This window comes from Streptomyces sp. NPDC052040 (genome assembly GCF_044548405.1).
Taxonomy (GTDB): Bacteria; Actinomycetota; Actinomycetes; order Streptomycetales; family Streptomycetaceae; genus Streptomyces.
Genome location: NZ_JBIUBV010000017.1, coordinates 126220 through 149172, shown reverse-complemented (window position 1 = coordinate 149172; position 22953 = coordinate 126220). Strand labels below are relative to the sequence as shown.

Genomic DNA, 22953 nt, shown 5'->3' with positions numbered 1-22953 from the left:
CACGCCCTCGGGGCCCGGCGGTCTGCGGTGGTCAGCGGGCGTCTTCGGGCAGGAGCCGGGCGAGGGTGCGCACGGCCCGGTACTGGAGGGTCTTGATGGCGCCCTCGTTCTTGCCCATCACCCGGGCGGTCTCGGCGACGGACAGCCCCTGGAGGAAGCGGAGCGTGACGCACTCCTGCTGCTGGGGGTTGAGCCGTCGTACGGCGTCGAGGAGGGCGGCGTTGGAGAGGGACTCCAGGACCGAGTCCTCCGGGGAGCGCTCGACCTCGTTGGCGTCGAGCATCTCGCCGGTGGTGACCTCCAGCCGGAAGCGGCTCGACTTGAAGTGGTCGGCGACCAGGTTCCGCGCGATGGTGACGAGCCAGGCACCGAAGTCGCGTCCCTGCCAGGTGAAGGTGCCGATCCGGCGCAGGGCGCGCAGAAAGGTCTCACTGGTGAGGTCCTCGGCGGTCGCCCGGCCTCCCACCCGGTAGTAGATGTAGCGGTACACGGTGTCGCTGTACTGGTCGTAGAGGCGCCCGAAAGCCTCGGCCTCTCCGGCCTGGGCGCGCTCCACGAGGTCCATCATGCGGGCGCTGTCGCTGTCCGCGGCGGGCCGGCGGGCTGTGGCCGCCGAACCGGAACGGCCCCGTCTGCCGCCGACCGCGGCGCTGCCGTCGGCCAGTGCGTAGCACGGGCCGAGCGGTGCGGCGGTGGCGAAGGCGGGGACGGCGTACGCGGTGGGGACGAAGCCGCGCAACAGGTCGTTGACCGTTGCGCGCAGCGTAGCCAGGCCCGAGGCGTCAACCCCGACGTGTGGGTACACGGGACTCCCAGAGGCAGAGCTTCCATCACGTGCAGTACGGGACCGTTCACCCGTCGTAGCGACGGAGGGGTACCGGTTTGCGTCTGAGGAGAATAACGCTTAGTACAGGCGGCGCTACACCCAGTTGCTCAAATCATCGATTACGTTGCTTCTGTAACCGATTGATGCCCACTCAAGTACCGCACAGTGACCGTTTGTTGATTGATTCGGTTCGACTTCTGTCTGGCCAAGGGGCGTGTTGTGGCCGGGTGCGGGCGGGGGGAGTGGTGGGGAGGGGTGTGGGGTAGGACACGGCGAATACGGCCCTTCCACGGGGCCGGACCGGTCTCCACGAGGCCGTGACCGACCGCGTCCGCCCGGCAGGCGCTCGGCGAACGTGCGGCGAACGGCGGCGGTTACGCAGGGTGATGCGGCCGAGGGTGCTCCGGGGCGCGGGTCCGGTGCCGCTAGCGGCGGCGGCGGTGCAGGGCGATGGCCGCGGCCGTGCCGCCCGCCACCGCGCCGACCCCGGCCGCGGCCGGGAGGCCGACCTTGGCGGCCTTGCGGGCGGTGCGGTAGTCCCGCAGGCGCCAGTCCTGGGCGCGGGCGTGCTTGCGCAGCTTGGCGTCCGGGTTGATCGCGTAGGGGTGGCCCACCAGCGACAGCATCGGGATGTCGTTGTGGGAGTCGCTGTACGCGGCACAGCGGGACAGGTCCAGGCCCTCCGCAGCCGCCAGTGCGCGGACCGCCTCCGCCTTGGCCGGGCCGTGCAGCGGCTCGCCGACCAGGCGGCCGGTGTAGACGCCGTCGACGGACTCCGCGACCGTGCCCAGGGCCCCGGTCAGGCCCAGCCTGCGGGCGATCACCGTGGCGATCTCCACCGGGGCGGCCGTGACCAGCCACACCTTCTGGCCCGCGTCCAGGTGCGCCTGGGCCAGCGCCCGGGTGCCCGGCCAGATCCGCTCGGCCATGTACTCGTCGTAGATCTCCTCGCCGATCGACATCAGCTCGGAGACACGGTGGCCCTTCACGATCGACAGGGCCGAGTCGCGGGCGTCCTGCATGTGCTCGGGGTCCTCGACCCCGGCCAGTCGGAACCACGCCTGCTGCCAGGCGAACTTCGCCAGGTCGCGGGTCTCGAAGAACTTCCGCTTGTACAGGCCCCGTCCGAAGTGGAACAGGGCGGCGCCCTGCATCACGGTGTTGTCCAGGTCGAAGAATGCGGCGGCCTTCTCGTCGCCGAGGACCGGGAACTCTGGCTCCTGCGCGGAGCCGTCCTGGCCGGGGGCGTCCTCGGCGGAGACGTCCTGGGCGACGGCGTCCTGCGAGGTCTTGCGCGCTGCCTCCGCAGAGGCCTCGCCTGCCAACACGCTCCGCGCCGTGGCGGAGCGCCTACGGGGAGTGAGCCATCCGAGAGCGGCCATGACGCGAGCATAGCCAGTTTGTTCGGTGGTTCCGGAGTCGAGAGGTTGGGAGGCTGTGAACTCTCCGCGACGGCGCCGTTAAAGAAGCGGCCGCTCACCGGCGTGGCGGTGCCGCGGCCCCGGTGTACCACGGTGGCGTCCGGGACTCGCGCGCGCGGCCCGCGGGGTGAGAATGGCCGACATGAGTCCCATTTTTCGGCGGAAGGACGCGCAGGGCCGCGATCCCCGGGACCGCCTCGTGACCCTCGTCCGCAAGCCCGGCTGCCATCTGTGCGACGACGCGCAGACCGTCGTGGAGAAGGTCTGCGGAGAACTCGGGGTCCCCTGGGAGCAGAAGGACATCACCGAGGACGCGGAGCTGCACCGCCGGTACTGGGAGCAGATCCCGGTGGTCCTGGTCGACGGCGCCCAGCACACCTTCTGGCGGGTGAACGAGGAACGACTGCGCAAAGCCCTCACCGCAAACTGACCGATCAGTCCAAGTTGGCCGGAGAGTCGCTTAGGATCGTCGGCGATTGGTCTCGGGGGCGAGGAATGTCGAGGAGAGTGGGCGACTTTGCCCCCAGGAGATAAGGAACGGCCCGAGTCGTACGGCGGTTCCCCGGCGCTGCACCGAAGGCGCGTGACCCCGGTCACGTTGGCCGGGCAAATCGGACACCATCTTTGTGCACGCGTTCACAAAGACATAGCCTGCATTCGACGGGGCGGTCTGGGGACGTGTGACCGCCTGAAGCCCCGCGCTACCCGCAGGAGCACCGTGGCAACTGGCCGAACTCACCGACCGGCGACCCGCAGCCGAGGAATTCCCGAGGCCACCGTCGCCCGGCTTCCGCTGTACCTCCGCGCGCTGACCGCACTGTCGGAGCGCTCGGTTCCCACGGTCTCCTCCGAGGAGCTGGCCGCCGCCGCCGGAGTCAACTCCGCCAAGCTGCGCAAGGACTTCTCCTACCTCGGCTCCTACGGCACCCGGGGTGTGGGCTACGACGTCGAGTATCTCGTGTACCAGATCTCCCGCGAGCTGGGCCTCACCCAGGACTGGCCGGTTGTGATCGTCGGTATCGGCAATCTCGGCGCGGCGCTGGCCAACTACGGCGGGTTCGCGTCCCGGGGTTTCCGGGTCGCCGCCCTCATCGACGCCGATCCGGCAATGGCCGGAAAGCCCGTCGCGGGCATCCCCGTCAAGCACACCGACGACCTGGAGAAGATCATCCAGGACAACGGGGTCTCCATCGGGGTCATCGCCACCCCCGCGGGCGCCGCCCAGCAGGTCTGCGACCGGCTCGTGGGCGCGGGCGTGAGCTCCATCCTGAACTTCGCGCCGACCGTGCTGTCCGTCCCGGACGGGGTGGACGTGCGCAAGGTCGACCTCTCCATCGAACTCCAGATCCTCGCCTTCCACGAGCAGCGCAAGGCCGGCGAGGAGGCCATGGGGGCGCTCGCCGACGGGCTGCCCGCCGCCGCAGCCAAGGGTTCCGCCGAGCAGGGGCCTGACGGGGACGTCCCCGCCGTGATGCCGGCATGAGTCTCCTCGTCGTCGGGCTGAGCCACCGCAGCGCTCCGGTCAGCATCCTGGAGCGGGCCGCGCTGACCGCGGACGCCCAGGCCAAGCTGGGCCAGGACACGGTCGCCGCCGAACCGGCCGCCGAGGCCGCGGTGCTCGCCACCTGCAACCGGATCGAGCTGTACGCCGATGTGGACAAGTTCCACGCCGGTGTCGCCGAGCTGTCCACCCTCCTCGCCCAGCACAGCGGGGTCGGCCTGGACGAGCTGACCCCCTACCTCTATGTGCACTACGAGGACCGGGCCGTCCACCATCTGTTCTCGGTGGCCTGCGGCCTGGACTCGATGGTCGTGGGCGAGGGCCAGATCCTCGGCCAGATCAAGGACTCCCTGGCCGCCGCGCAGGAGCTGCACACCGCGGGACGGCTGCTGAACGACCTGTTCCAGCAGGCGCTGCGGGTCGGCAAGCGTGCCCACTCCGAGACCGGCATCGACCGCGCCGGGCAGTCGCTGGTGACCTTCGGCCTGGAGCAGCTGGCGGCCGGTGCCCCGGTCGGGGCCTGGGCCGCGGGCAAGCGCGCCCTGGTGATCGGCGCCGGTTCGATGTCCTCGCTCGCCGCCGCGACCCTCGCGCGCGCCGGGGTCGCCGAGGTCGTGATCGCCAACCGCACCCCGGAGCGCGCCGAGCGCCTCGCGCGGATCCTGACGGAGGCCGGAGACACGGACGTGCCCGCCCGTGCGGTACCGATGGAATCGGTCCCGGACGAGCTGACACGTGCCGATGTCGCGGTCTCCTGCACCGGCGCCACCGGACTGGTGCTGACCGCCCGGGCCGTCGCCGAGGCCCTGGAGGGACGGATGCCGGGCCCCCTGGCCGCGCCGCGCCCCGCGCCCGCCACCCCCGGGCCCCGCACCGGCGACACCGGCCCCGCGGGCGTCCAGGACATGAGCGGTCCGGAGCCCGCGCGCGACGGCCTGGGGGCCGCCGGAGCCGACGCGGACGAGGGCTGCCCGCTCGACCTCACCGCCGTACAGGCCACCGCCGGGTTCTCCGTGCTGGGCGAGGCGGCGGTGGCCGGGATGGGCGCCGCCGAGCTGGAGCAGCACGCGGCCTGGGTGGACAAGGGCGCCGAGGAGCGCGCCGCCCGCCCGGCCGGAGCCGTGGTCCTGGACCCGGAGGCCGATGCCGAGGTGATCACGGCGCTCGCCGCGACCGTGGCCACCGTGGGCCGGATCCCGGAGCGCCGCCGCCCCGAGGCGGTCGTGCCCGCGCCCCGGCCCGAACCCGTGCTGTCCCTGCTCGATCTGGCGATGCCCCGCGATGTCGACGCGGCCGTGCACCGGCTGCCCGGCGCCCTGCTGGTCGACATCGAGTCCCTCGCCGAGGCCTCCGCCGACGCGCCCATGGCCGCCGATGTGGACCAGGTGCGGGCGCTCGTCTCCGACGAGGTCGCCGCGTTCGGCGCCGCCCTGCGCGCCGCGCACATCACGCCGACCGTGGTGGCCCTGCGCTCCATGGCCGCCGATGTGGTCGCGAGCGAGATCACCCGCCTGGAGGGGCGGCTGCCGGGCCTGGACGGCAAGCACCGCGCGGAGATCACCCAGACCGTGCGGCGCGTCGTCGACAAGCTGCTGCACGCGCCGACCGTACGGGTCAAGCAGCTGGCGGCCGAACCCGGCGGCGCCGGGTACGCGGACGCGCTGCGCACCCTGTTCGACCTGGACCCCGAGACGGTCGTGGCCGTCTCCCGGGCGGGGGAGGACACCCGGCAGGCCGGGGACGCCGAATACGCCACCCACACCGAGAACGCCGAGAACCGAGGGCGAGCATGAGTGAGCCACGTGAGCCGAAGGGGCGCGCCCCCCGAGAAGAAGGGGCGGTGCTCAGGCTCGGCACCAGGCGCAGCAAGCTGGCGATGGCCCAGTCCGGGCTGGTCGCGGACGCCGTGCGCCGTGTCACGGGGCGGCCCGTGGAGCTGGTGGAGATCACCACGTACGGCGATGTCTCGCGCGAGCACCTCGCCCAGATCGGCGGCACCGGCGTCTTCGTGACGGCGCTGCGCGACGCGCTGCTGCGCGGCCAGGTGGACTTCGCGGTGCACTCGCTGAAGGACCTGCCGACCGCGCAGCCCGAGGACCTGGTGCTGGCCGCGGTGCCCGAGCGCGAGGACCCCCGGGACGTGATCGTGGCCCGGGACGCCCTGAAGTTCGCCGACCTGCCCCGCGGTGCCCGTATAGGCACCGGCGCGCCCCGCCGCATGGCGCAGCTGAACGCGTTCGCGCGCAGCCACGGACTGGACATAGAGACGGTCCCGGTCCGGGGCAATGTCGACACCCGGATCGGATACGTCCGCAGTGGTGAGCTGGACGCCGTGGTTCTCGCGGCGGCCGGCCTGAACCGGATCGGCCGGATCGACGAAGTCACCGACTTCCTGCCGGTCGACACCGTTTTGCCCGCCCCCGGCCAGGGGGCCCTGGCGATCGAGTGCACCGCGGACAACGCGGACCTGATCGCCGCGCTCGGGCAGCTCGACGACCCGCTCACCCGGGCCGCCGTGACCGCCGAGCGGTCCCTGCTCGCCGCCCTGGAAGCCGGTTGCAGTGCCCCTGTGGGCGCGCTGGCCGACGTTCCCCCGCTCTCGGCTCCGCTGGAGCGTGGGGACCACCGGGCCGACAGGCAGATTGTCAAGGAAATGCGCCTGCGGGGTGTCGTCGGCACGGCCGACGGCAGCACGCTGGTGCAGCTGTCCACCACCGGTCCCGTGCCCGAGACGCACGACCAGGCAATGGCGCTCGGTCGCGAACTCGCAGCCGAGATGCTTGCCAAGGGCGCGGCCGGTCTGATGGGGGAGCGAGCACATTGAGCCCCACCACCCTTCCCGCCGGCCTTGACCACGGGCACGTCACCTTCCTCGGTGCCGGACCCGGGGATCCGGGACTTCTCACCCTGCGCGCCGTGGAGGCGCTGGCGAACGCGGACGTCCTCGTCGGCGAGCACGACGTGCTCGACGTGGTGCGCACGCACGCCCGAGCGGGTGCCGCCGTCCTGACCACGGGTCCGGACCCCTTCGCGGGGCCGTATCCGGGCTCGGGCAAGGCTCACCCGGGGGCCGTTGACGGTGAGTCAGCAGCCGCTGGTGTCCCTGTGTTGAGGGATGCGGCACATCTTGTCATGGAGGCCGCGCGGGGCGGCAAGCGGGTCGTCCGTGCGGTGACCGGGGACCCGGGCCTGGACGCGTACGCGGCCGAGGAGATGCTCGCGTGCGCCGCCGAGGGCGTTCCGTTCGAGGTCGTGCCCGGTGTCGCGACCGCCGTGGGCGTGCCCGCCTACGCGGGTGTGCCGCTGCGGGACGCACAGGGCACGGACGTCCGGTTCGTGGACGCGCGCAGCGCCTCGGACCGCTGCTGGACCGAGGTCGGCGCCTCCGACGGCACGGTCGTGGTCTCCACCACGCTGGACTCGGTGGCCGCGGCCGCCGGGGAGCTGGTGGCCGCGGGCCGCAAGCCGGACACCCCGCTGACGGTGACCGTCGCCGGTACGACCACCCGGCAGCGCACCTGGACCGCCACGCTCGGTTCGATCGCGCAGACCCTGAAGCAGGCGAAGGTGCTGCCCTCGCCGGAGGGCGGGCGGCCGGTCATAGCCGTGGTCGGTGAGCGTTCCGCCGCCGCCCAGCGCGACCAGCTGTCCTGGTTCGAGAACAAGCCGCTGTTCGGCTGGCGGGTTCTCGTCCCGCGGACGAAGGAGCAGGCGGCGTCGCTCTCCGACCAGCTGCGGTCCTACGGGGCCGTGCCGCACGAGGTGCCGACGATCGCCGTCGAGCCGCCGCGCACGCCCCAGCAGATGGAGCGGGCGGTCAAGGGCCTGGTGACGGGCCGCTACGAGTGGATCGCGTTCACCTCGGTCAACGCGGTGAAGGCGGTCCGGGAGAAGTTCGAGGAGTACGGCCTCGACGCGCGGGCCTTCGCGGGCATCAAGGTGGCCGCGGTGGGCGAGCAGACGGCGAAGGCGCTGGTCGACTTCGGTGTGAAGCCGGACCTGGTGCCGAGCGGGGAGCAGTCCGCCGCCGGGCTGCTGGAGGACTGGCCGCCGTACGACCCGGTGTTCGACCCGATCGACCGGGTGTTCCTGCCGCGGGCGGACATCGCCACGGAGACCCTGGTGGCGGGCCTGATCGAGCTGGGCTGGGAGGTCGACGACGTCACCGCCTACCGCACGGTCCGCGCCTCGCCCCCGCCGGCCGACACCCGCGAGGCGATCAAGGGCGGCGGCTTCGACGCGGTCCTGTTCACCTCGTCCTCCACGGTGCGGAACCTGGTGGGCATCGCGGGCAAGCCGCACAACGTGACGGTGATCGCCTGTATCGGCCCCGCCACCGCGAAGACCGCGGAGGAGCACGGCCTGCGGGTGGACGTGATGGCCCCGGAACCGTCGGTGCACAAGCTGGCGGAGGCCCTGGCGGACTTCGGCCTGAAGCGCCGCGCGGCCGCCCTGGAGGCCGGTGACCCGGTCACCCGGCCGAGCGAGCGCCGCCCGGGCGCCCGCCGCCGCCGCTCCACCTCCTGAGCACGGCAACCTGAACACGGCCACCTGAGCACAGCCTCCTGACACCACGGCGGAGCACCCCCACCCGGGGCGCTCCGCCGCGGTGCGTCCATGGGCGGCGGGTCGTGGTGGTGGGGTCGACAGGGCGTCGGCAAAAGGGGCGACCGGCCGGGCGTAGCGTGGAAGCCATGACGAAGTACGGTTCCTTCCCCGGTTCGCGTCCCCGTCGTCTGCGGACGACGCCTGTCATGCGGCGCATGGTCGCCGAGACCCGTCTGCATCCCGCGGACTTCATCCTGCCCGCGTTCGTGCGGGAGGGCGTCTCGGAGCCGGTCCCGATCGGGGCCATGCCCGGCGTGGTCCAGCACACCCGGGACAGCCTGAAGAAGGCGGCGGCGGAGGCCGTGGCGGCCGGGATCTCCGGGATCATGCTCTTCGGCGTGCCGGAGGAGTCCAAGAAGGACGGGCTCGGCACCGCCGGGACCGACCCGGAGGGGATTCTCCAGGTCGCGCTGCGGGATGTGCGGGCCGAGGTCGGCGACGAGCTGCTCGTCATGTCGGACCTGTGCCTGGACGAGTTCACCGACCACGGGCACTGCGGGGTGCTGGACGCGGCGGGCCGGGTCGACAACGACGCCACCCTGGAGCGGTACGCCGAGATGGCCCAGGTCCAGGCCGACGCGGGCGCCCATGTGGTGGGCCCCAGCGGCATGATGGACGGTCAGATCGGGGTCGTCCGGGACGCCCTGGACCAGATCGGGCGGGAGGACGTCGCCGTCCTCGCCTACACCGTCAAGTACTCCTCCACCTTCTTCGGCCCCTTCCGGGAGGCCGTCGGCTCCTCGCTCCAGGGCGACCGGAAGACCTACCAGCAGGACCCCGCCAACTGGCGCGAGTCCCTGCGGGAGCTGGCCCTCGACCTGGAGGAGGGCGCCGACATGGTGATGGTCAAGCCGGCCGGCCCCTACCTCGACATCCTGGCGCGGGTCGCGGACGCGGTGGACGTGCCGGTGGCCGCGTACCAGATCTCCGGCGAGTACTCGATGGTCGAGGCCGCCGCCGAGAAGGGCTGGATCGACCGGGAGCGGGCCATCCTGGAGACGCTGACCGGCATCAAGCGGGCCGGTGCCCGCACCATCCTGACGTACTGGGCCGTCGAGGCCGCACGGATGCTGCGCTAGCCGCTAGCCGCTAGCCGCTAGCCGCTAGCCGCTACGGCGTCCGGGCCGCGGGAGGGTCGCCGCGGCAACGGCCACGGACAGCAGGTCGGCCTCCCGGCCCGGCGGGGCGACGAGGTGGAGGCCGACGGGTTCACCCGTACCGGTGCGCCCCGCCGGGATGCTGACGGCGGGGTGCCCGGTGATGTTGAACGCCCATGTCAGGGCGGTGCTCAGCACCTCCCCGGGCCCCTGGTGGCCGTGCGGGGGGTTGGGCGTCGTCGGCGTGGCGAGCAGTTCGTACGAGGCGAAGACGCCGTCCAGCGCCTGCCGCAACGCGGCCCGGGCGGCGCCCGCGTCCACCGGGGCCGTGCCGTCCCTCCCGCCGCCGCGCAGGGCGGTCCAGCAGGGCGCGGGGTCGGGCAGCCGCACGGGGGTGTCCTCCGGGGCGACGGCACCGACGGCGGCCAGGGCGTCCAGGAACGCGCGGGCGGTGTCCGCGATCCGCGGAACCGTGTCCGCGAAGCCCAGCGTGGACGACCAGGCCGTACGCAGCGGCCGCCGGGGCGGCGCGAGGCCGGGCAGCAGTGCGGTGCCCGCGAGGGCGTCGAGGCAGGCGGCGGCGTCCCCGGCGGTACGGGCCAGCGTGCCGGGCACGTTCAGCCCGGCGCGGTCGCGGGCGGGGACGAGACCGTTGGTGGGCTTCAGACCGATGATTTCGCACCAGGCCGCCGGGATCCGCACCGATCCGGCGCCGTCGCTCCCGGTGGCCAGCGGCACCATCCCGCACGCCACCGCGGCGGCCGAGCCCGCCGAGGAGCCGCCGGGACTCCATTGCGGATCAAGGGGGTTGAGCGTGGGGCCGCGGGCGGTGGCGCCCCAGGTCCGCCAGGCGGTGCCCGGGCCGGGGGTGGCGGTGGCGCCGACCGGGACGCAGCCCGCGGCCAGCAGCCGGAGGGTCCCCCGGGCGCCGAGCCCCTCGGTGGCCTTGACGCCGAGCGGCACCCCGGCCAGCGGCAGCCGTTCGCCCGCCCGGACCCGGCGGTCGACCTCGGCGGCCCGGGCCGCGGCCCGCTCGGGCCACACCTCGGTGAAGGCCCGGACCGAGCCGTCGCGCCGGGCGATCCGGTCCAGGGCCGCCCGTACCGTCTCCCGGGCCGTCACCTCCCCGGCACCCACCAGCGCGGCGATCCGCCGGGCCGACAGCCCGGAGTGGCCGTCGGGTCCCCCCGTCTCCTGTGCCATCGCCGCCCCTTCGGGCACCCGGGCCGTGCGGCTCAGCGTGTGCGGACTCTGATGGTGTACGTGGCCTGTGCGGGCTCGGTGCGTGTGTCGCCGCCGAAGACCGCGGTGAAGGTCGTGTTCTTGGTGACCTTGAAGGTGACGACGAGCTTGCCGGTGCGGTCCACCGTGGCCGTCCGTATCAGCTTCTTCGCACCGCCCGCAGGTTGCGCGTAGACCGAGACCTTGCGCTCCTTGCCTGTGGTGCCGAGCTTGGCGGTCAGTGTGGCGTTCTTCCCCTTGGGGACGGTCCCGCTGCCGGCGCCCAGGGTCAGGGTCGTCCTGTTCCGCGGGACCTCGACCGTGGCGGTGGCGGTCGCGGGGGCGTGCGTGGCGTCGCCGGGGTAGCGGAGCGTGTAGGTGACCTTTCCGCCCGCTCCCGGGGTGTCCTCCATTGTGAACACGCGGTCGGGCGACAGCCACGCCGTGCGGGTGCCGAGCGACATGCCCTTGGGGGAGGCGAGGTCGGTCCGTGTCACTTCGATGGGCAGGGAGTCGGGGAGCCAGGGCAGGACGAGACCGAATGTGCCGGTCAGGGTCAGCTTCCGGTCCAGCGGCGCCTTCGCGGGCCCGCTGACGCTCAGCCTGGTCACCGCTTTGGCGGCGTCGTCGAACGACCGCAGCACGAGGTTCTTCCCGCTCGCGCCGTCGCTGGTGAGGAGGAACAGCTTGCTGCCGTCGGGGGCCCAGGCCAGTCCGTGCGGCTCCACGGAGTTGTACAGGCCGGTGCTGATGGACCGGATCGCGAGGTTCTCCCCCGGCAGGTAGACATAGGTGTCCACGCCCGTGCCGGACCAGACCCCCACGGCCAGGGCGCCGTTCGGCGCGTACTCGACGGCGTCGGTCTTGCCCTGGATAGCGAGGGTCCTGGTGTTCTTGCCGCCGAAGAGGTCGGGGCGGAGGGTCGTCACGAAGTCGTCGACGCCGTCCGCGGTGACGATCTCCTGTCCGTCCGGCGAGACGGCCAGGTCCGCCTGGCCGCCGAGGCTCTCGGGCATGATCTGCTTGCGGTAGGCGCGCTTCAGCGCCGTGCCGGAGGAGACGTCGTAGACGGCGAGTTCCTCCGGGGATGCGTCCTTGCTCCCCGCGACGAGGACGCCCCGGTCACCGCCGGGGGCGGTGGTGAGCCGGGGCGCCGACTCCCAGGGCACCCCGCCCGACTGGTCCAGGGTGACGACCGGCTCGGCACCGGAGAGGTCGAGGGAGCCGATGTTGCCGCCGCCCTGGGCGTACCGGCCGTAGCCGAACCAGAGCTTCCCGCCGGTGAGAGCCAGGTCGAGCGGGCCGGTGTGCGCGCCGGTGGAGTGGCGGGCGGTCTCCTTGAGCGTCACCGTGCTGACGGCGGAGATCGCGTCGGCGTCGGGCAGGGCGACATAGAGCGTGGACGAGTCCTGGCTCAGCGCCATTCCGGTGCCGCTGGTCTCGCCGGTGATCCGTCCGACGGTCCTGCCCGTGTAGTCGGCGACGACGACGGAGTTGCTCTTCGGGTCGCTGACGAAGACGTGGTGGTGGACGCCGTCCACCACCATCTCGCCCCGCGGCCAGTCCGCCGAGATGGGCAGTGTCGCTCCGCTGTCCGCGGCGGCGGTCCCGGCGTCCGCCCCGGCGAGGCAGACGGAACCGAGCAGGACGGCGAGCGCGGCCGCTCCTCTGGCGGCGGCTCGAGCATGGGCGTGACGAACACGCATGGTGGTGTGCCCCCCGGTCTCACACTGTGTCCGGCCCGTTCCCCACGGGCCGTGATCGGTCATCGCTGAGGCTATGTCACATCCCCTGCACGCGCTGACCCTGTGGACAACCGGGGCGGGGGGCCGCCGTGGGGCTTCCGGTGTGGTGCAGGGACATGGCGTCCGAGGTGGAGGGGCCCTCGTCCCGTACGCCCTGGCCGTCCCGGCAGCCGGTGAGCGCGAGCGCGGCGACCGCGACCGCGGCGGCGGCGAGCAGACGGGTACGGACGGCGGGAGGCACGGACATGGGGCGGGCCCTTCGACGGACGAGCTGGGGGGGTGGGGCCGCCGCTCGGCCGGTCGAGGGGAGCGGGGCCTTGGTCCCCAGCTTGGCCACACCGGCAGCCCGGATGCCACACCGGGTGCCGTCTTCTGGGACGCCGGGATCCCGTCAGCGCCCCTGAGCTGCGAAAACGCCATCCCCTGGGCGGTGTTCGCGGGACGCGGACGCCGCTTCCCACGGCCCGCCCGCCCCGCAGTCCGTCAGCCCTTGGTGCCGAACCACAGCTCGGCGAGCGCCTCGAACCGGGGTTCGATCGGCATCGGGAGTTCCTGGAAGGAGAGCGGCAGGTCGCTGTAGACGTGCAGCAGCGCGTAGGCGAGGAGCTGGTCCGGGTCGTGCGGGGCGCGCCCGTAGGCCTCGTAGAAGCGGCGCAGTTGGCGGGGGTCGGCCCGGCTGACGAACAGGCCGACGCCCGCGAAGTCGTAGGCCGGGTCGCCGATCAGCGCCGGTTCGAAGTCGAACAGGCCGGTCAGTCTGCGGCCGCCCCGCATGTCGATGGTCAGATGGTCGAGCATGAACTCGGTGTGCAGCAGCGACCGTTCCGTGGAGACCGGCAGCGGCACCGAGTCCAGGTAGGCGGGGATGCGGCTCAGCCAGGGCTCGGCCACCCCGGTACCGCGGTGCCGCTCGGGCGCCTCCGCGCGGCGGCGGCGCAGGAACGAGGTCCAGTCCGTGGGCCCCACGATGTCGGTCAGCGGATTCCACGCCATCGCGTGCAGCGCGGCCAGCGCCTCGGCCGACTCCGACACGATCCGGTCCCGGTCCGCCGCCGTCAGCCCCGGCCATGCCTCGGCGACGCTGCGCCCCGGCAGCCGGGACATCAGCACGAACCGCCAGCCGTTCACATAGTCGTCGGTGGCGATCAGCCGGGGCGTGGGCAGGGGGAGCTGCCCCCACAGATGGTTCAGCACCCGGGCCTCGCGTATCGCCTCGGCCGTCGCATACCGCGGATACAGCTTCAGCACCAGGTCGCCGCCGAGCGCGTACACCGGCAGGGTGCCCTCGTCGAAGCGCCGCAACGCGAGCCCCACGAGGCCCATTTGGTTGCACAGGTCCAGAGCCGCCGGACGCAGCACCGTCTCGTCCGAGACGATGGCCTCCAGCTCCTCGTACGAGTCCACGGTGGGCAGCATGCGCCGCATGCTAGGGCCCGCCGGGGTGCTCCGCAGGGCTAACCGGAATTGCCGCGGAGCGCCCCGGGGGCCCCAACGGGCCCGAACACGGCGTTTTCGAGCGGCCCGCCCCGCACGTTCGGTTACGGCGTGCGAGAGGACGCCGTGCCGCGCCGGGGCGGGCGGCCCGGGCCCAGTCCTAGGTCCGGGCCCGGTGTCAGTCCCACCAGAAGGACCACACGCGCTGTCCCAGGACCTCGTGCTCGGCGTAGGCCCTCAGGGTCTCGTGGTCGCCCTGCATGATCGTGTCCGGGCAGAAGGCGAAGTGCTCGGCGGCCACCGCCTCCGCCTCCGCCTGAGTGGCGGGCGGCGCCGCGACGGACAGGACCAGCAGGTCATGGGTGAGCGCGACGACCCGTATGCCGAAGCGGTCCTCCCAGGAGCGGAGCACGGAGCAGAGCACGCCCGTGTCGCTCTCGTAGCTCAGCGGGCCGGTCCAGCCCATGGCCGCGGGCAGGTCGGCGGAGCGGCGCGCCGGGACCAGGGCGAGACGCGGCTCCTTGAACCAGGAGCCGTCGTCCAGCAGCCGGTCCGCGATCTCGGCGGCCCGGCTGTCGGGGTCGGCCTCCAGCCGGTGCGCCCCGGCCGTCCCGGGCCACTCGATGCCGTGCGGCGCGAGGATCTCCGCCAGCTCGTCGTCCCCGTCGTCCTCGTCTGGCCCGTCGGCCGTGCAGTCCTCCCACAGCTCGGCGAGCACCTCCTCGCCGTCGTGGTCCCCGGGATACGACATCCGCCCGGGTGTCAGCAGCCACTCCCGGGGTCCGCCCTCCTCCCCGCCGATGTCGACGAGCACCGGAAGGAGTCCCACCCGCGCGGCGGGCACACCGAGCCGCGCCCAGTTGCCCGAGGACGCGGTGCGCCCGGCGTGCCACAGCAGCGGCTCCTGTGCCGGGCCTTCGTCCGTCGCGTCGATCAGGCTCCCCGGAGGGAGTTCAAGCCCGAGCGCGCGTCCGCTCGGATCGGCCGCCAGCCGGGGCAGCGGATTGGGAAGTGTCGCCATGCCAGTGACTGTAGGCGCAGCCACTGACAACGCCCTTAGCGGGCCGCGTAGTCGGTGAACGCGGACCATGCCTCGGGCGAGACGGTGAAGGCCGGTCCCGCCGGGTTCTTGGAGTCCCGGACGTGGATGGTGTGGGGGCAGGTGGCGACCTCCACGCACTGGCCGCCTTCGTCGCTGCTGTAGCTGGACTTGCGCCAGGTGTAGGCGACTTCGAGGCACGCGCCGCCTTCGCTGCTGCTGTAGGACGACTTGAACCACTGAAGTGCGGTGCTCATTGCTCTCCTAGCAGGCGGTCGAGCAGGCCTCTGGAGTCCTCGGTGGTGAGAGCCTGCGTCCGCAGCATCGCATATTTGCGGGCGAGGATGGACACCTCGTTGGGGTCGGACACCCACTGGCTGCCGCGTTGGGATTCGGTGTACGCCAGGTGCTGGTGGTCGGGTGTTTCCAGGAGGGTGAACGGTCCAGCCGTACCCGCGTGCGCCGGGCGGTTCAGGGGCAGGACCTGCAAGGCCAGACCCGGGAGTTCGGAGTGCTCGCGCAGGAACCGCAGCTGATCGAGATGCGTCTCGCGTCCTCCGATCGGCATGCGCAGCGCGGGCTCCCAGACCACGAAGCTGAGCGTCGGCGAAACCTTCTGGTGGAGGATCTCGCGGCGGCCGACGCGGGCCGCGATCCTCGTGTCCAGTTCGTCCGGGTCGTAGGCCGGGACGCGCCCGCTCAGCAGCGCACGCGCGTACGCCTCCGTCTGAAGGAGGCCCGGCACGACCAGTGCGTCGTACCACGAGAGGGCGATGGCCTCGCGCTCGTGGTGGACGTACAACTCGGCCCACATCGGGAACTGGTCGATCTCCGGCAGGTTGGCCACCCCGGCGGACAGCAGGCCCTTGGTGTCCAGGACTTCGTCCAGTAACGCGGCCAGATCCGGCTTCAGCGGACGCCTTCCCTGTTCGATCGACGCGATGGTCTCCTCGTCGATCTTCAGGCGCTCGGCGAGGGCCCGCTGGGTCAGGCCCGCCGCGTGGCGGGCAGCGGCCAGCTGGGCTCCCAGCATCTTCATGGCCGAGAGGTTCTTCTTCCGTGGAGACTTCCTGGAGTTCATGCTGGACCAACTCCCCCGACGTGCCCGTACGCGACCCCGAACGAACCCGTACAAATAATTTGTACGGGCTCACGCGGTGATCTACGGTAGTCACGCTGCGCAACGCTTGTCCCGTGAACGAATCGATTCAACTCCCGCCCCTGCGCGAGAGGTTCTTCCGGCGTGAGCGCCGGGCCGTCCCCGCCGCCCGGCGGTTCACCCAGGAGACGCTGACCGGCTGGGGCTTCGCGGGGGCCGAGCGCGGCGACGACGTACTGCTGTGCGTCAGCGAGCTGACGACCAACGCACTGGTCCACGGGGTGCCGCCGGGCCGTCAGTTCCGGCTGTTCCTGCGCTACGACGGCGCCGTGCTGCGGGTCGAGGTGCATGACAGCGGCGGGGGAGTCCCGCGCCTCGTCGACCAGGCTCCCGTGGGCGACGAGGGCGGGCGCGGGCTGCTGCTGGTCGCCGCGCTCGCCGACAAGTGGGGTGTCGACGAGCGGGACCCCGGCAAAGTGGTGTGGTGCGAGTTCGCCACAACACCGCCCAGGAGCGTCACCAGGTGAGGGCGTCGGTCGCGCCGGCCTGCCAGTAGGTGGCGGTCAGCTTGCTGTCGTAGTACACGCCCTTGGCCGGCAGCTTCACGGTGGCGGTCGGGCCGCCGTCGCTGCGCGGGGTGCGTCCCTGGAAGAGGACGCTCAGACGGTGGCCCGTGGTTCCGTTCTCTCCGCTGCTGTCCGCGGCGGAGAGGCGCACGCCCGCGTAACCGGACTGGCCGGGGGCGAGCGTGACCACGGCCTGCGGCTTGCTCTCCTCGAACGCGCCGGGCGCCCACTGCATCTCGTCGAAGCGCAGAGTCGGGTAGTACGTCAGGTCGCACGTCCGCGAGCCGGTGTTCGTGACGGTGAGCAGCATGTGGTCGACGGGGCGGGACACCAGTTCGGCCTTGATGCTGGTGTTGGCGCCGTTGCAGAGCACGGGGGTGGTGGACGTCGTGCCGCCCGCACCGGAAGCGGAACCGGAGCTGTGGCCCGAGGAGCCCTTTCCGGACGTCGTGCCGCTGTGGGACGCCGTCCCCGTGCCCTGCGCGGCCGAGGACCCGGACCCGGCGGCGGAGGCGGCGTCGGAGGCCTGGGTGGTGGTCGTCGCGGCCGGTGCGGAGGCCCGGCCCTCGTCCTTGGTGCCGGTGCCGTCCTGGCAGGCCGTCAGGGCCAGGGTGCCGACGAGTGCCGTCACGGCGAGCAGCACGGTGCGGGAGTGGGCGGTGCGGAAGGTGCGCATGGCGTGAAACCCCGTTTGCGGATCGGATCGGAGCGGGCCGCCCGGCCGGTCGGCGGGGGCGGCGTGCTTGGATGGCAGAAGCCTGCGGGGTGATCCGTCCCAGCCGCCACGACCGGCGCGCCGTTCGGGACGCTGGAATGACCGCAATGGCTCTGAGCTGGGACAACACAGGGTCCCTGGAACGCCGGGCGGGAACGGGGGAGCGGAGGAATGGTGTCGGGGGCGGATGCGGCGGCTGCGTTCGGGCGGCTGCTGAGGGAGCTGAAGGACCGGTCCGGGCTGAGCTACGGGACGCTGGCCAAGCGGCTCCATATGAGTACGTCGACGCTGCACCGGTACTGCAACGGGGATGCGGTGCCGACGGATTACGCGCCCGTGGAGCGGCTGGCCCGTCTCTGCAAGGCGTCACCGGAGGAACTGGTCGAGCTGCACCGCCGCTGGGTGCTGGCGGACGCGGTGCGGGGGCAGGAGCGCGAACGGGAGCGGGAGCGGAAGGGCCGGGCGGGCGCCGTGGCGGACGGGGAGGCGCGCCCGGCCGCCGCTCCGGAGGCAGGGGCGGGCGCCCCACCGGAAGCGGACGTTCCGGCCGTGGCTGCTCCGCGGGCGGCTGCTCCGCCTACGGATGCGTCGCGGGCGGATGCATCGCTGGCGGATGCGTCGCGGGCGGGTGACTTGGGGGCGGATGTTCCGCAGGCGGACGTTCCGGGCGTAGCCGCATCGCGGACGGGCGTTCCGCGGACGGGCCTTCCGCAGGCGGACGCTCCGTCGGCGGCCAGCGCGCAGGCGGCCACCGCCCACGCGGCCAGCGCGCACGCGGCCGCCACGCAGTCCGCCGCTCCCGCGCGGGCGGGCTCGCGGCGCCGTCTCCGGCCCGCGGTGTTCGTTCCGGTCGGTGCCGTTGTGCTGCTGGGCGCCGCCGTGCTCGCCTGGGCGCCCTTCGCCCCCGGCGGGGACCAGGCCAAGGGCCCGGTGGGAGTGTCGTCGCCCGCGGACCGCGGATTCCGTACGAGCCCGACGGACACCCGCTCGCCCTCGCCCTCGGCCTCCCGGTCCGGCAAGGGCAGCGGCAAGGGCGCGGACCGGGCGACCGGTGCGTCCCGGAGCCCCGGTCCGGGTGACGGGTCCGCGGCTCCGGGCGCCGGTGCCGGTGCCGGGTCCGGATCCGGCACGGGGGACCAGGGAGACACCGGCACCGCCGTACCGGTGACGGTCCTCACCCGCCCGTACGCCTTCGAAGACCCGTGCAGCCAGCACTATCTGATCAACCGTCCGCCGGGGCAGGTCCCCCCGCCGCCCACCGAACAGGACGCCCCGGGCTGGGTGTCGGCGCTCGGCGCGGTCTCCTCGGGCGGGCAGTACGTGGTGCTCACCGTGCAGGGCACCGGCGCCTCGACCGTGGTCCTGAACGATCTGAAGGTCCGGGTGGTCTCCTCGGACGCGCCCCTGGCCTGGAACGACTACGGCATGGGGGCGGGCTGCGGCGGCGGTGTGGACACCGAGGGCTTCGACCTGGACCTGGACGCGGGCCGCCCGGCGCTGGCGCCCGCCCGGGCCCAGCACGGCTTCCCCTTCAAGGTGAGCGAGTCCGACCCGGAGGTCTTCCAGATCCGGGCTCGGACCGCCGCGCACGACATCCACTGGTACCTGGAGCTGGAGTGGTCCAGCGGGGCACGGCACGGCACCATCCGCCTCGACGACCAGGGCAAGCCCTTCCGCACCAGCGGCAGCACCGGACGGCCGAGCTATGACTTCCCGATCGGCAACACCCAGTGGGAGACCCACCAGCCGGGCTGAACCGGGTCCCGCCCGGACAGCGGGAGCGAAGCCGTCCGGACCACGGAAGCGGCCCCCGCCGGACAACTCCGGCGGGGGCCGCTTCCGTCTGCGCGCGGGCGTCAGAGCCGCTCGGGCGTCCTGATGCCCAGCAGGGCCATGCCCTCCTGGAGGGTGCGGGCCGTGACGTCGCACAGGAAGAGGCGGTTCTCCACCTGCTCGGGCGTCTCGGCCTTCAGGACCGGGCACTTGTCGTAGAACGAGGTGTAGAGCGAGGCCAGCTGGTAGAGATACGCGGCCAGCTTGTGCGGGGCGTACTCCGCCGCCGCCTCCGCGACCGCCTCCGCGAACTGGTCCGCGTGCAGGCCGAGGGCCCGCTCGGCGTCCGCCAGCGCCAGCTCCGGGTGCGCGGCCGGGCGCACCTCGCCCGCCTTGCGCAGGATCGACCGGATCCGGGCGTACGCGTACTGGAGGTACACGGAGGTGTCGCCGTTCAGCGAGACCATCTGGTCCAGGTCGAACTTGTAGTCCCGGTTCGCCGACGTCGACAGGTCCGCGTACTTCACCGCGCCGATGCCCACCTGGGTACCCCGCTCGGCGATCTCCGCCTCCGACAGGTCCTGCGCCTTCTCCCGCACGACGGCCGAGGCGCGCTCGACCGCCTCGTCGAGGAGGTCGACCAGCCGGACCGTCTCGCCCTCACGGGTCTTGAAGGGCTTGCCGTCCTTGCCGAGGACCGTGCCGAAGGCCAGCTGGTACGCCTTGACGCCGTCGTTCAGCCACCCGGCCCGGCGCGCGGTCTCGAAGACCATCTTGAAGTGGAGCGACTGGCGCGCGTCCACGACGTAGATGATCGAGTCCGCCTTCAGGTTGAAGACACGGTCCCGGATCGCGGACAGGTCCGTCGCCGCGTAGCCGAAACCGCCGTCGGACTTCTGCACGATCAGCGGGACCGGATTGCCGTCCGGGCCCTTGATGTCGTCGAAGAACACGCACAGGGCGCCCTCGGACCGGACCGCGACGCCGGACTCCTCCAGCAGGCGGCACGTCTCCTGGAGCATGTCGTTGTACCCGGACTCGCCGACGATGTCGGGGTCCTGGATCTCCATGTCCAGCTTCTCGAAGACGGAGAAGAAGTAGATCTTCGACTCGTCCACGAACTTCTGCCACATGGCCAGCGTGCGCGGGTCGCCCGCCTGGAGGTCGACCACCCGGCGCCGGGCCCGGGTCTTGAACTCCTCGTCGGAGTCGAAGAGCCTGCGCGCGGCCTTGTAGAGGCGGTCGAGATTCGACATCGCCTCCTCGCCGGTGACCTCGGCGTCCTTGTGGTCCAGCTCGTGCGGGTGCTCGTCCAGATACTGGATGAGCATGCCGAACTGGGTGCCCCAGTCGCCGATGTGGTGGCGCCGGACCACCGTCTCGCCGGTGAACTCCAGCAGCTTCGCCACGGAGTCGCCGATCACCGCGGAGCGCAGATGGCCGACGTGCATCTCCTTCGCCACATTCGGCTGGGCGTAGTCGATGACCGTGGTGCCCGGCTGCTGGGCGCAGGGCACGCCGAGGCGGCCCTCCGGGTCGGCGGCGCGCGCGGCCAGGTTCCGGGTGATCGCCCGGTCGGTGACCGTGATGTTGAGGAAGCCGGGTCCGGAGACCTCGATGTCCTCGATCAGGTCACCGGTGACGACCTGGGAGACGACCTGGGCGGCCAGCTCCCGCGGATTTGCCTTGGCCTTCTTCGCGAGCGCCAGGATCCCGTTCGCCTGGTAGTCCGCCCGGTCGCTTCGTCGCAGCAGCGGGTCCGCGGCGGCGGCCTCCGGCAGGGTGGCCGTCAGGGCGTTCGCGAGATGCTGGTGGACAGAGGCGGTGAGGGACGTGACCGAGGCCATGAGGTGGGTGCCGTTCTCCTCGTGCGTGCGGATGGATGCGGCCAGTATCCCACGGGGGGTAAAGCGGTTTTTCCGGGTGTGGACGGCGCCCTTCGGTGCCGGGTTCCGGGTGACACGCAGGTAAGAGGTTGAAAAGGCGTTTTCACGGATGCGCGTACGACAGGGACAATGGTCCGGTCAGCCGTGTGACCGTGCGGCTGGTCCCGAGGAAAACGCCGGACTGAAAGAGGACGTGCCGATCGTGGCTCAGAGCACCGAGACCACCGACTGGGTCTCCCGTTTCGCGGATGAGGTCATCGAGGAGTCGGAGCGCCGGGCCCCGGGCAAACCGGTTGTCGTCGCATCCGGACTCTCCCCCTCCGGGCCCATCCACCTGGGCAACCTCCGTGAGGTCATGACGCCCCACCTCGTCGCCGACGAGGTCCGGCGGCGCGGGCACACGGTGCGGCACGTGCTGTCCTGGGACGACTACGACCGCTACCGCAAGGTGCCCTTCGGTGTGCCGGGCGTCGACGAGACCTGGGCCGAGCACATCGGCAAGCCGCTGACCTCCGTGCCCGCCCCGAAGGGCTCGGCGCACGCGAACTGGGCGGAGCACTTCAAGGCCGCGATGGTCGAGGCGCTGGCGGAGCTGGGCGTCGAGTACGACGGCATCAGCCAGACGGAGCAGTACACCTCCGGTGCCTACCGCGAGCAGGTCCTGTTCGCGATGAAGCACCGCGGGGAGATCGACGCGATCCTCGCCCAGTACCGGACCAAGCCGAAGGCCGCCGGGAAGAAGCCGCAGCAGAAGGCCGTCGACGAGGCCGAGCTGGAGGCCGAGGAGGGCTCCGGCGCCGCCGCCGAGGACGACGGCAGCTCCGGTTCCGCCGGGTACTTCCCGTACAAGCCGTACTGCGGCGGGTGCGGCAAGGACTTCACCACCGTCACCGGCTACGACGACGCCACCACCGAGCTGACGTACACCTGTGCGGACTGCGGCTTCGCCGAGACGGTCCGGCTCTCCGAGTTCAACCGCGGCAAGCTGGTCTGGAAGGTCGACTGGCCGATGCGCTGGGCCCACGAGGGCGTGATCTTCGAGCCCTCCGGTGTCGACCACTCCTCGCCGGGCTCCAGCTTCCAGGTCGGCGGCCAGATCGTCGGCATCTTCGGCGGCAAGCAGCCCATCGGCCCGATGTACGCCTTCGTCGGCATCAGCGGCATGGCCAAGATGTCCAGCAGCAAGGGCGGGGTCCCGACCCCCTCCGACGCGCTCCAGATCATGGAACCGCAGCTGCTGCGCTGGCTCTACGCCCGCCGCAGGCCCAACCAGTCCTTCAAGATCGCCTTCGACCAGGAGATCCAGCGGCTCTACGACGAGTGGGACAAGCTGGAGGCCAAGGTCGCCGACGGGTCGGCCCTCCCGGCGGACGTGGCCGCGCACACCCGGGCCGCGGGCACCGCCGCCGGTGAACTGCCGCGCACCCCGCGCCCGCTGCCCTACCGCACCCTGGCCTCCGTCGCCGACATCACCGCGGGCCACACGGACCAGGCGCTGCGCATCCTGTCCGACCTCGACCCGGCCAACCCGCTCACCTCGCTCGACGAGGCCCGCCCGCGGTACGACAGGGCCGAGGCCTGGATCAACACCCAGGTCCCCGCCGACCAGCGCACCATCGTCCGCGAGGAGCCGGACGCCGAGCTGCTGAAGTCCCTCGACGAGCAGGGGCAGCAGTCGCTGCGGCTGCTGCGCGACGGCCTGGCGGAGAACTGGTCGCTGGACGGCCTCACCCACCTCGTCTACGGCGTGCCCAAGGTCCAGGCCGGGTTCTCCGCGGACGCCACCCCCAAGGAGCTGCCGCCGGAGATCAAGACCGCCCAGCGGACCTTCTTCGCGCTCCTCTACCACCTGCTGGTAGGCCGCGACACCGGCCCCCGCCTCCCCACCCTGCTCCTGGCAGTGGGCCAGGACCGGGTCCGCAGGCTGCTGGGCGAGTAGCGGCGCAGGAGTTGCAGCAAAGGGGGGCGCCCGGTGAACACCGGGCGCCCCCCCTTTTTTGCGCGCTTGAGCCAACCCACCCG

The 22953-nt window shown here is 72.4% G+C and carries 20 protein-coding genes; 9 read left to right on the top strand and 11 right to left on the bottom strand.

Annotated elements, in window-relative coordinates; genetic code table 11:
• Nucleotides 1-31: 31 nt before the first annotated feature.
• Both ACIHAA_RS27250 and ACIHAA_RS27245 read right to left on the bottom strand, forming a co-directional pair.
• Nucleotides 32-805, bottom strand: a complete 774-nt coding sequence (locus tag ACIHAA_RS27250) for an ECF subfamily RNA polymerase sigma factor, BldN family (RefSeq protein ID WP_399821626.1) — start codon at nt 803-805, stop codon at nt 32-34.
• A 446-nt stretch (nt 806-1251) separates the two neighbouring features.
• Nucleotides 1252-2208 (bottom strand): HAD family hydrolase, encoded by a 957-nt coding sequence (locus ACIHAA_RS27245; RefSeq protein WP_399821624.1) that lies wholly within the window; start codon nt 2206-2208, stop codon nt 1252-1254.
• Between the two features lie 172 nt (nt 2209-2380).
• Here ACIHAA_RS27245 and ACIHAA_RS27240 point away from each other — a divergent pair, with 172 nt between their 5' ends.
• The 6 genes from ACIHAA_RS27240 to hemB all read left to right on the top strand — a co-directional run bounded on the left by ACIHAA_RS27240 (nt 2381) and on the right by hemB (nt 9435).
• Nucleotides 2381-2677: a glutaredoxin family protein gene (locus ACIHAA_RS27240; RefSeq protein ID WP_399821622.1), complete on the top strand. Its 297-nt coding sequence runs from the start codon at nt 2381-2383 to the stop codon at nt 2675-2677.
• Between the two features lie 288 nt (nt 2678-2965).
• Nucleotides 2966-3730 carry a redox-sensing transcriptional repressor Rex gene (locus ACIHAA_RS27235; RefSeq protein WP_399821620.1) on the top strand — a complete coding sequence of 255 codons (765 nt, stop codon included), beginning with the start codon at nt 2966-2968 and terminating at the stop codon, nt 3728-3730.
• A complete protein-coding gene (locus ACIHAA_RS27230) occupies nt 3727-5541 on the top strand; it encodes a glutamyl-tRNA reductase (protein ID WP_399821618.1) in 1815 nt (604 codons plus the stop codon). Before ACIHAA_RS27235 ends, ACIHAA_RS27230 begins: the two co-directional genes overlap by 4 nt.
• Nucleotides 5538-6572, top strand: a complete 1035-nt coding sequence (gene hemC, locus ACIHAA_RS27225; protein ID WP_399821616.1) for a hydroxymethylbilane synthase — start codon at nt 5538-5540, stop codon at nt 6570-6572. The genes ACIHAA_RS27230 and hemC overlap by 4 nt, the downstream gene beginning before the upstream one ends.
• A complete protein-coding gene (locus ACIHAA_RS27220; protein WP_399821614.1) occupies nt 6569-8275 on the top strand; it encodes a uroporphyrinogen-III synthase in 1707 nt (568 codons plus the stop codon). The genes hemC and ACIHAA_RS27220 overlap by 4 nt, the downstream gene beginning before the upstream one ends.
• Nucleotides 8276-8442: 167 nt before the next feature.
• The gene (gene hemB / locus ACIHAA_RS27215) at nt 8443-9435 is read left to right on the top strand and encodes a porphobilinogen synthase (protein WP_399821612.1); all 993 of its coding nucleotides are present in this window, start codon (nt 8443-8445) and stop codon (nt 9433-9435) included.
• Between the two features lie 24 nt (nt 9436-9459).
• On the opposite strand, the gene ACIHAA_RS27210 is transcribed toward hemB, so the two are convergent.
• From ACIHAA_RS27210 to ACIHAA_RS27180, 7 genes are all read right to left on the bottom strand, one after another.
• A complete protein-coding gene (locus ACIHAA_RS27210; protein ID WP_399821610.1) occupies nt 9460-10656 on the bottom strand; it encodes an amidase family protein in 1197 nt (398 codons plus the stop codon).
• A 32-nt stretch (nt 10657-10688) separates the two neighbouring features.
• A complete protein-coding gene (locus ACIHAA_RS27205) occupies nt 10689-12380 on the bottom strand; it encodes an Ig-like domain repeat protein (RefSeq protein WP_399821608.1) in 1692 nt (563 codons plus the stop codon).
• A gap of 76 nt (nt 12381-12456) precedes the next feature.
• Nucleotides 12457-12666 (bottom strand): hypothetical protein, encoded by a 210-nt coding sequence (locus tag ACIHAA_RS27200; RefSeq protein ID WP_399821606.1) that lies wholly within the window; start codon nt 12664-12666, stop codon nt 12457-12459.
• Nucleotides 12667-12902: 236 nt separating this feature from the next.
• Nucleotides 12903-13835, bottom strand: a complete 933-nt coding sequence (locus ACIHAA_RS27195) for a phosphotransferase family protein (protein WP_399821604.1) — start codon at nt 13833-13835, stop codon at nt 12903-12905.
• Nucleotides 13836-14031: 196 nt separating this feature from the next.
• On the bottom strand, nt 14032-14874 hold the full coding sequence (locus ACIHAA_RS27190) for a DUF4253 domain-containing protein (RefSeq protein ID WP_399821602.1): 843 nt from the start codon (nt 14872-14874) through the stop codon (nt 14032-14034).
• Nucleotides 14875-14909: 35 nt separating this feature from the next.
• Nucleotides 14910-15149 carry a DUF397 domain-containing protein gene (locus ACIHAA_RS27185; RefSeq protein ID WP_399821600.1) on the bottom strand — a complete coding sequence of 80 codons (240 nt, stop codon included), beginning with the start codon at nt 15147-15149 and terminating at the stop codon, nt 14910-14912.
• Nucleotides 15146-15973, bottom strand: a complete 828-nt coding sequence (locus tag ACIHAA_RS27180; RefSeq protein WP_399821598.1) for a Scr1 family TA system antitoxin-like transcriptional regulator — start codon at nt 15971-15973, stop codon at nt 15146-15148. Before ACIHAA_RS27180 ends, ACIHAA_RS27185 begins: the two co-directional genes overlap by 4 nt.
• A 113-nt stretch (nt 15974-16086) precedes the next feature.
• On the opposite strand from ACIHAA_RS27180, the gene ACIHAA_RS27175 reads away from it, so the two are divergent.
• The gene (locus tag ACIHAA_RS27175) at nt 16087-16518 is read left to right on the top strand and encodes an ATP-binding protein (protein ID WP_399821596.1); all 432 of its coding nucleotides are present in this window, start codon (nt 16087-16089) and stop codon (nt 16516-16518) included.
• Here ACIHAA_RS27175 and ACIHAA_RS27170 read toward each other — a convergent pair.
• On the bottom strand, nt 16508-17233 hold the full coding sequence (locus tag ACIHAA_RS27170; protein ID WP_399821594.1) for a DUF4232 domain-containing protein: 726 nt from the start codon (nt 17231-17233) through the stop codon (nt 16508-16510). The genes ACIHAA_RS27175 and ACIHAA_RS27170 overlap by 11 nt on opposite strands.
• 210 nt (nt 17234-17443) lie before the next feature.
• On the opposite strand from ACIHAA_RS27170, the gene ACIHAA_RS27165 reads away from it, so the two are divergent.
• Entirely contained in the window at nt 17444-19027 is a 1584-nt protein-coding gene (locus ACIHAA_RS27165; protein ID WP_399821592.1) for a helix-turn-helix domain-containing protein, read from the top strand.
• 101 nt (nt 19028-19128) lie between these two features.
• On the opposite strand, the gene argS is transcribed toward ACIHAA_RS27165, so the two are convergent.
• The gene (gene argS, locus ACIHAA_RS27160; protein ID WP_399821590.1) at nt 19129-20892 is read right to left on the bottom strand and encodes an arginine--tRNA ligase; all 1764 of its coding nucleotides are present in this window, start codon (nt 20890-20892) and stop codon (nt 19129-19131) included.
• Nucleotides 20893-21124: 232 nt separating this feature from the next.
• Here argS and lysS point away from each other — a divergent pair, with 232 nt between their 5' ends.
• The gene (gene lysS / locus ACIHAA_RS27155; RefSeq protein ID WP_399821588.1) at nt 21125-22870 is read left to right on the top strand and encodes a lysine--tRNA ligase; all 1746 of its coding nucleotides are present in this window, start codon (nt 21125-21127) and stop codon (nt 22868-22870) included.
• Nucleotides 22871-22953: the final 83 nt, after the last annotated feature.

Bases quoted from the DNA above. Each gene is read 5' to 3' on its own strand.
- ACIHAA_RS27245 (WP_399821624.1), bottom strand. From the start codon at position 2,208: ATGGCCGCTCTCGGATGGCTCACTCCCCGTAGGCGCTCCGCCACGGCG.
- ACIHAA_RS27240 (WP_399821622.1), top strand. From the start codon at position 2,381: ATGGCCGACATGAGTCCCATTTTTCGGCGGAAGGACGCGCAGGGCCGC.
- ACIHAA_RS27230 (WP_399821618.1), top strand. From the start codon at position 3,727: ATGAGTCTCCTCGTCGTCGGGCTGAGCCACCGCAGCGCTCCGGTCAGC.
- hemC (WP_399821616.1), top strand. From the start codon at position 5,538: ATGAGTGAGCCACGTGAGCCGAAGGGGCGCGCCCCCCGAGAAGAAGGG.
- hemB (WP_399821612.1), top strand. From the start codon at position 8,443: ATGACGAAGTACGGTTCCTTCCCCGGTTCGCGTCCCCGTCGTCTGCGG.
- ACIHAA_RS27210 (WP_399821610.1), bottom strand. From the start codon at position 10,656: ATGGCACAGGAGACGGGGGGACCCGACGGCCACTCCGGGCTGTCGGCC.
- ACIHAA_RS27205 (WP_399821608.1), bottom strand. From the start codon at position 12,380: ATGCGTGTTCGTCACGCCCATGCTCGAGCCGCCGCCAGAGGAGCGGCC.
- ACIHAA_RS27200 (WP_399821606.1), bottom strand. From the start codon at position 12,666: ATGTCCGTGCCTCCCGCCGTCCGTACCCGTCTGCTCGCCGCCGCCGCG.
- ACIHAA_RS27195 (WP_399821604.1), bottom strand. From the start codon at position 13,835: ATGCTGCCCACCGTGGACTCGTACGAGGAGCTGGAGGCCATCGTCTCG.
- ACIHAA_RS27190 (WP_399821602.1), bottom strand. From the start codon at position 14,874: ATGGCGACACTTCCCAATCCGCTGCCCCGGCTGGCGGCCGATCCGAGC.
- ACIHAA_RS27185 (WP_399821600.1), bottom strand. From the start codon at position 15,149: ATGAGCACCGCACTTCAGTGGTTCAAGTCGTCCTACAGCAGCAGCGAA.
- ACIHAA_RS27180 (WP_399821598.1), bottom strand. From the start codon at position 15,973: ATGAACTCCAGGAAGTCTCCACGGAAGAAGAACCTCTCGGCCATGAAG.
- ACIHAA_RS27170 (WP_399821594.1), bottom strand. From the start codon at position 17,233: ATGCGCACCTTCCGCACCGCCCACTCCCGCACCGTGCTGCTCGCCGTG.
- ACIHAA_RS27165 (WP_399821592.1), top strand. From the start codon at position 17,444: ATGGTGTCGGGGGCGGATGCGGCGGCTGCGTTCGGGCGGCTGCTGAGG.
- argS (WP_399821590.1), bottom strand. From the start codon at position 20,892: ATGGCCTCGGTCACGTCCCTCACCGCCTCTGTCCACCAGCATCTCGCG.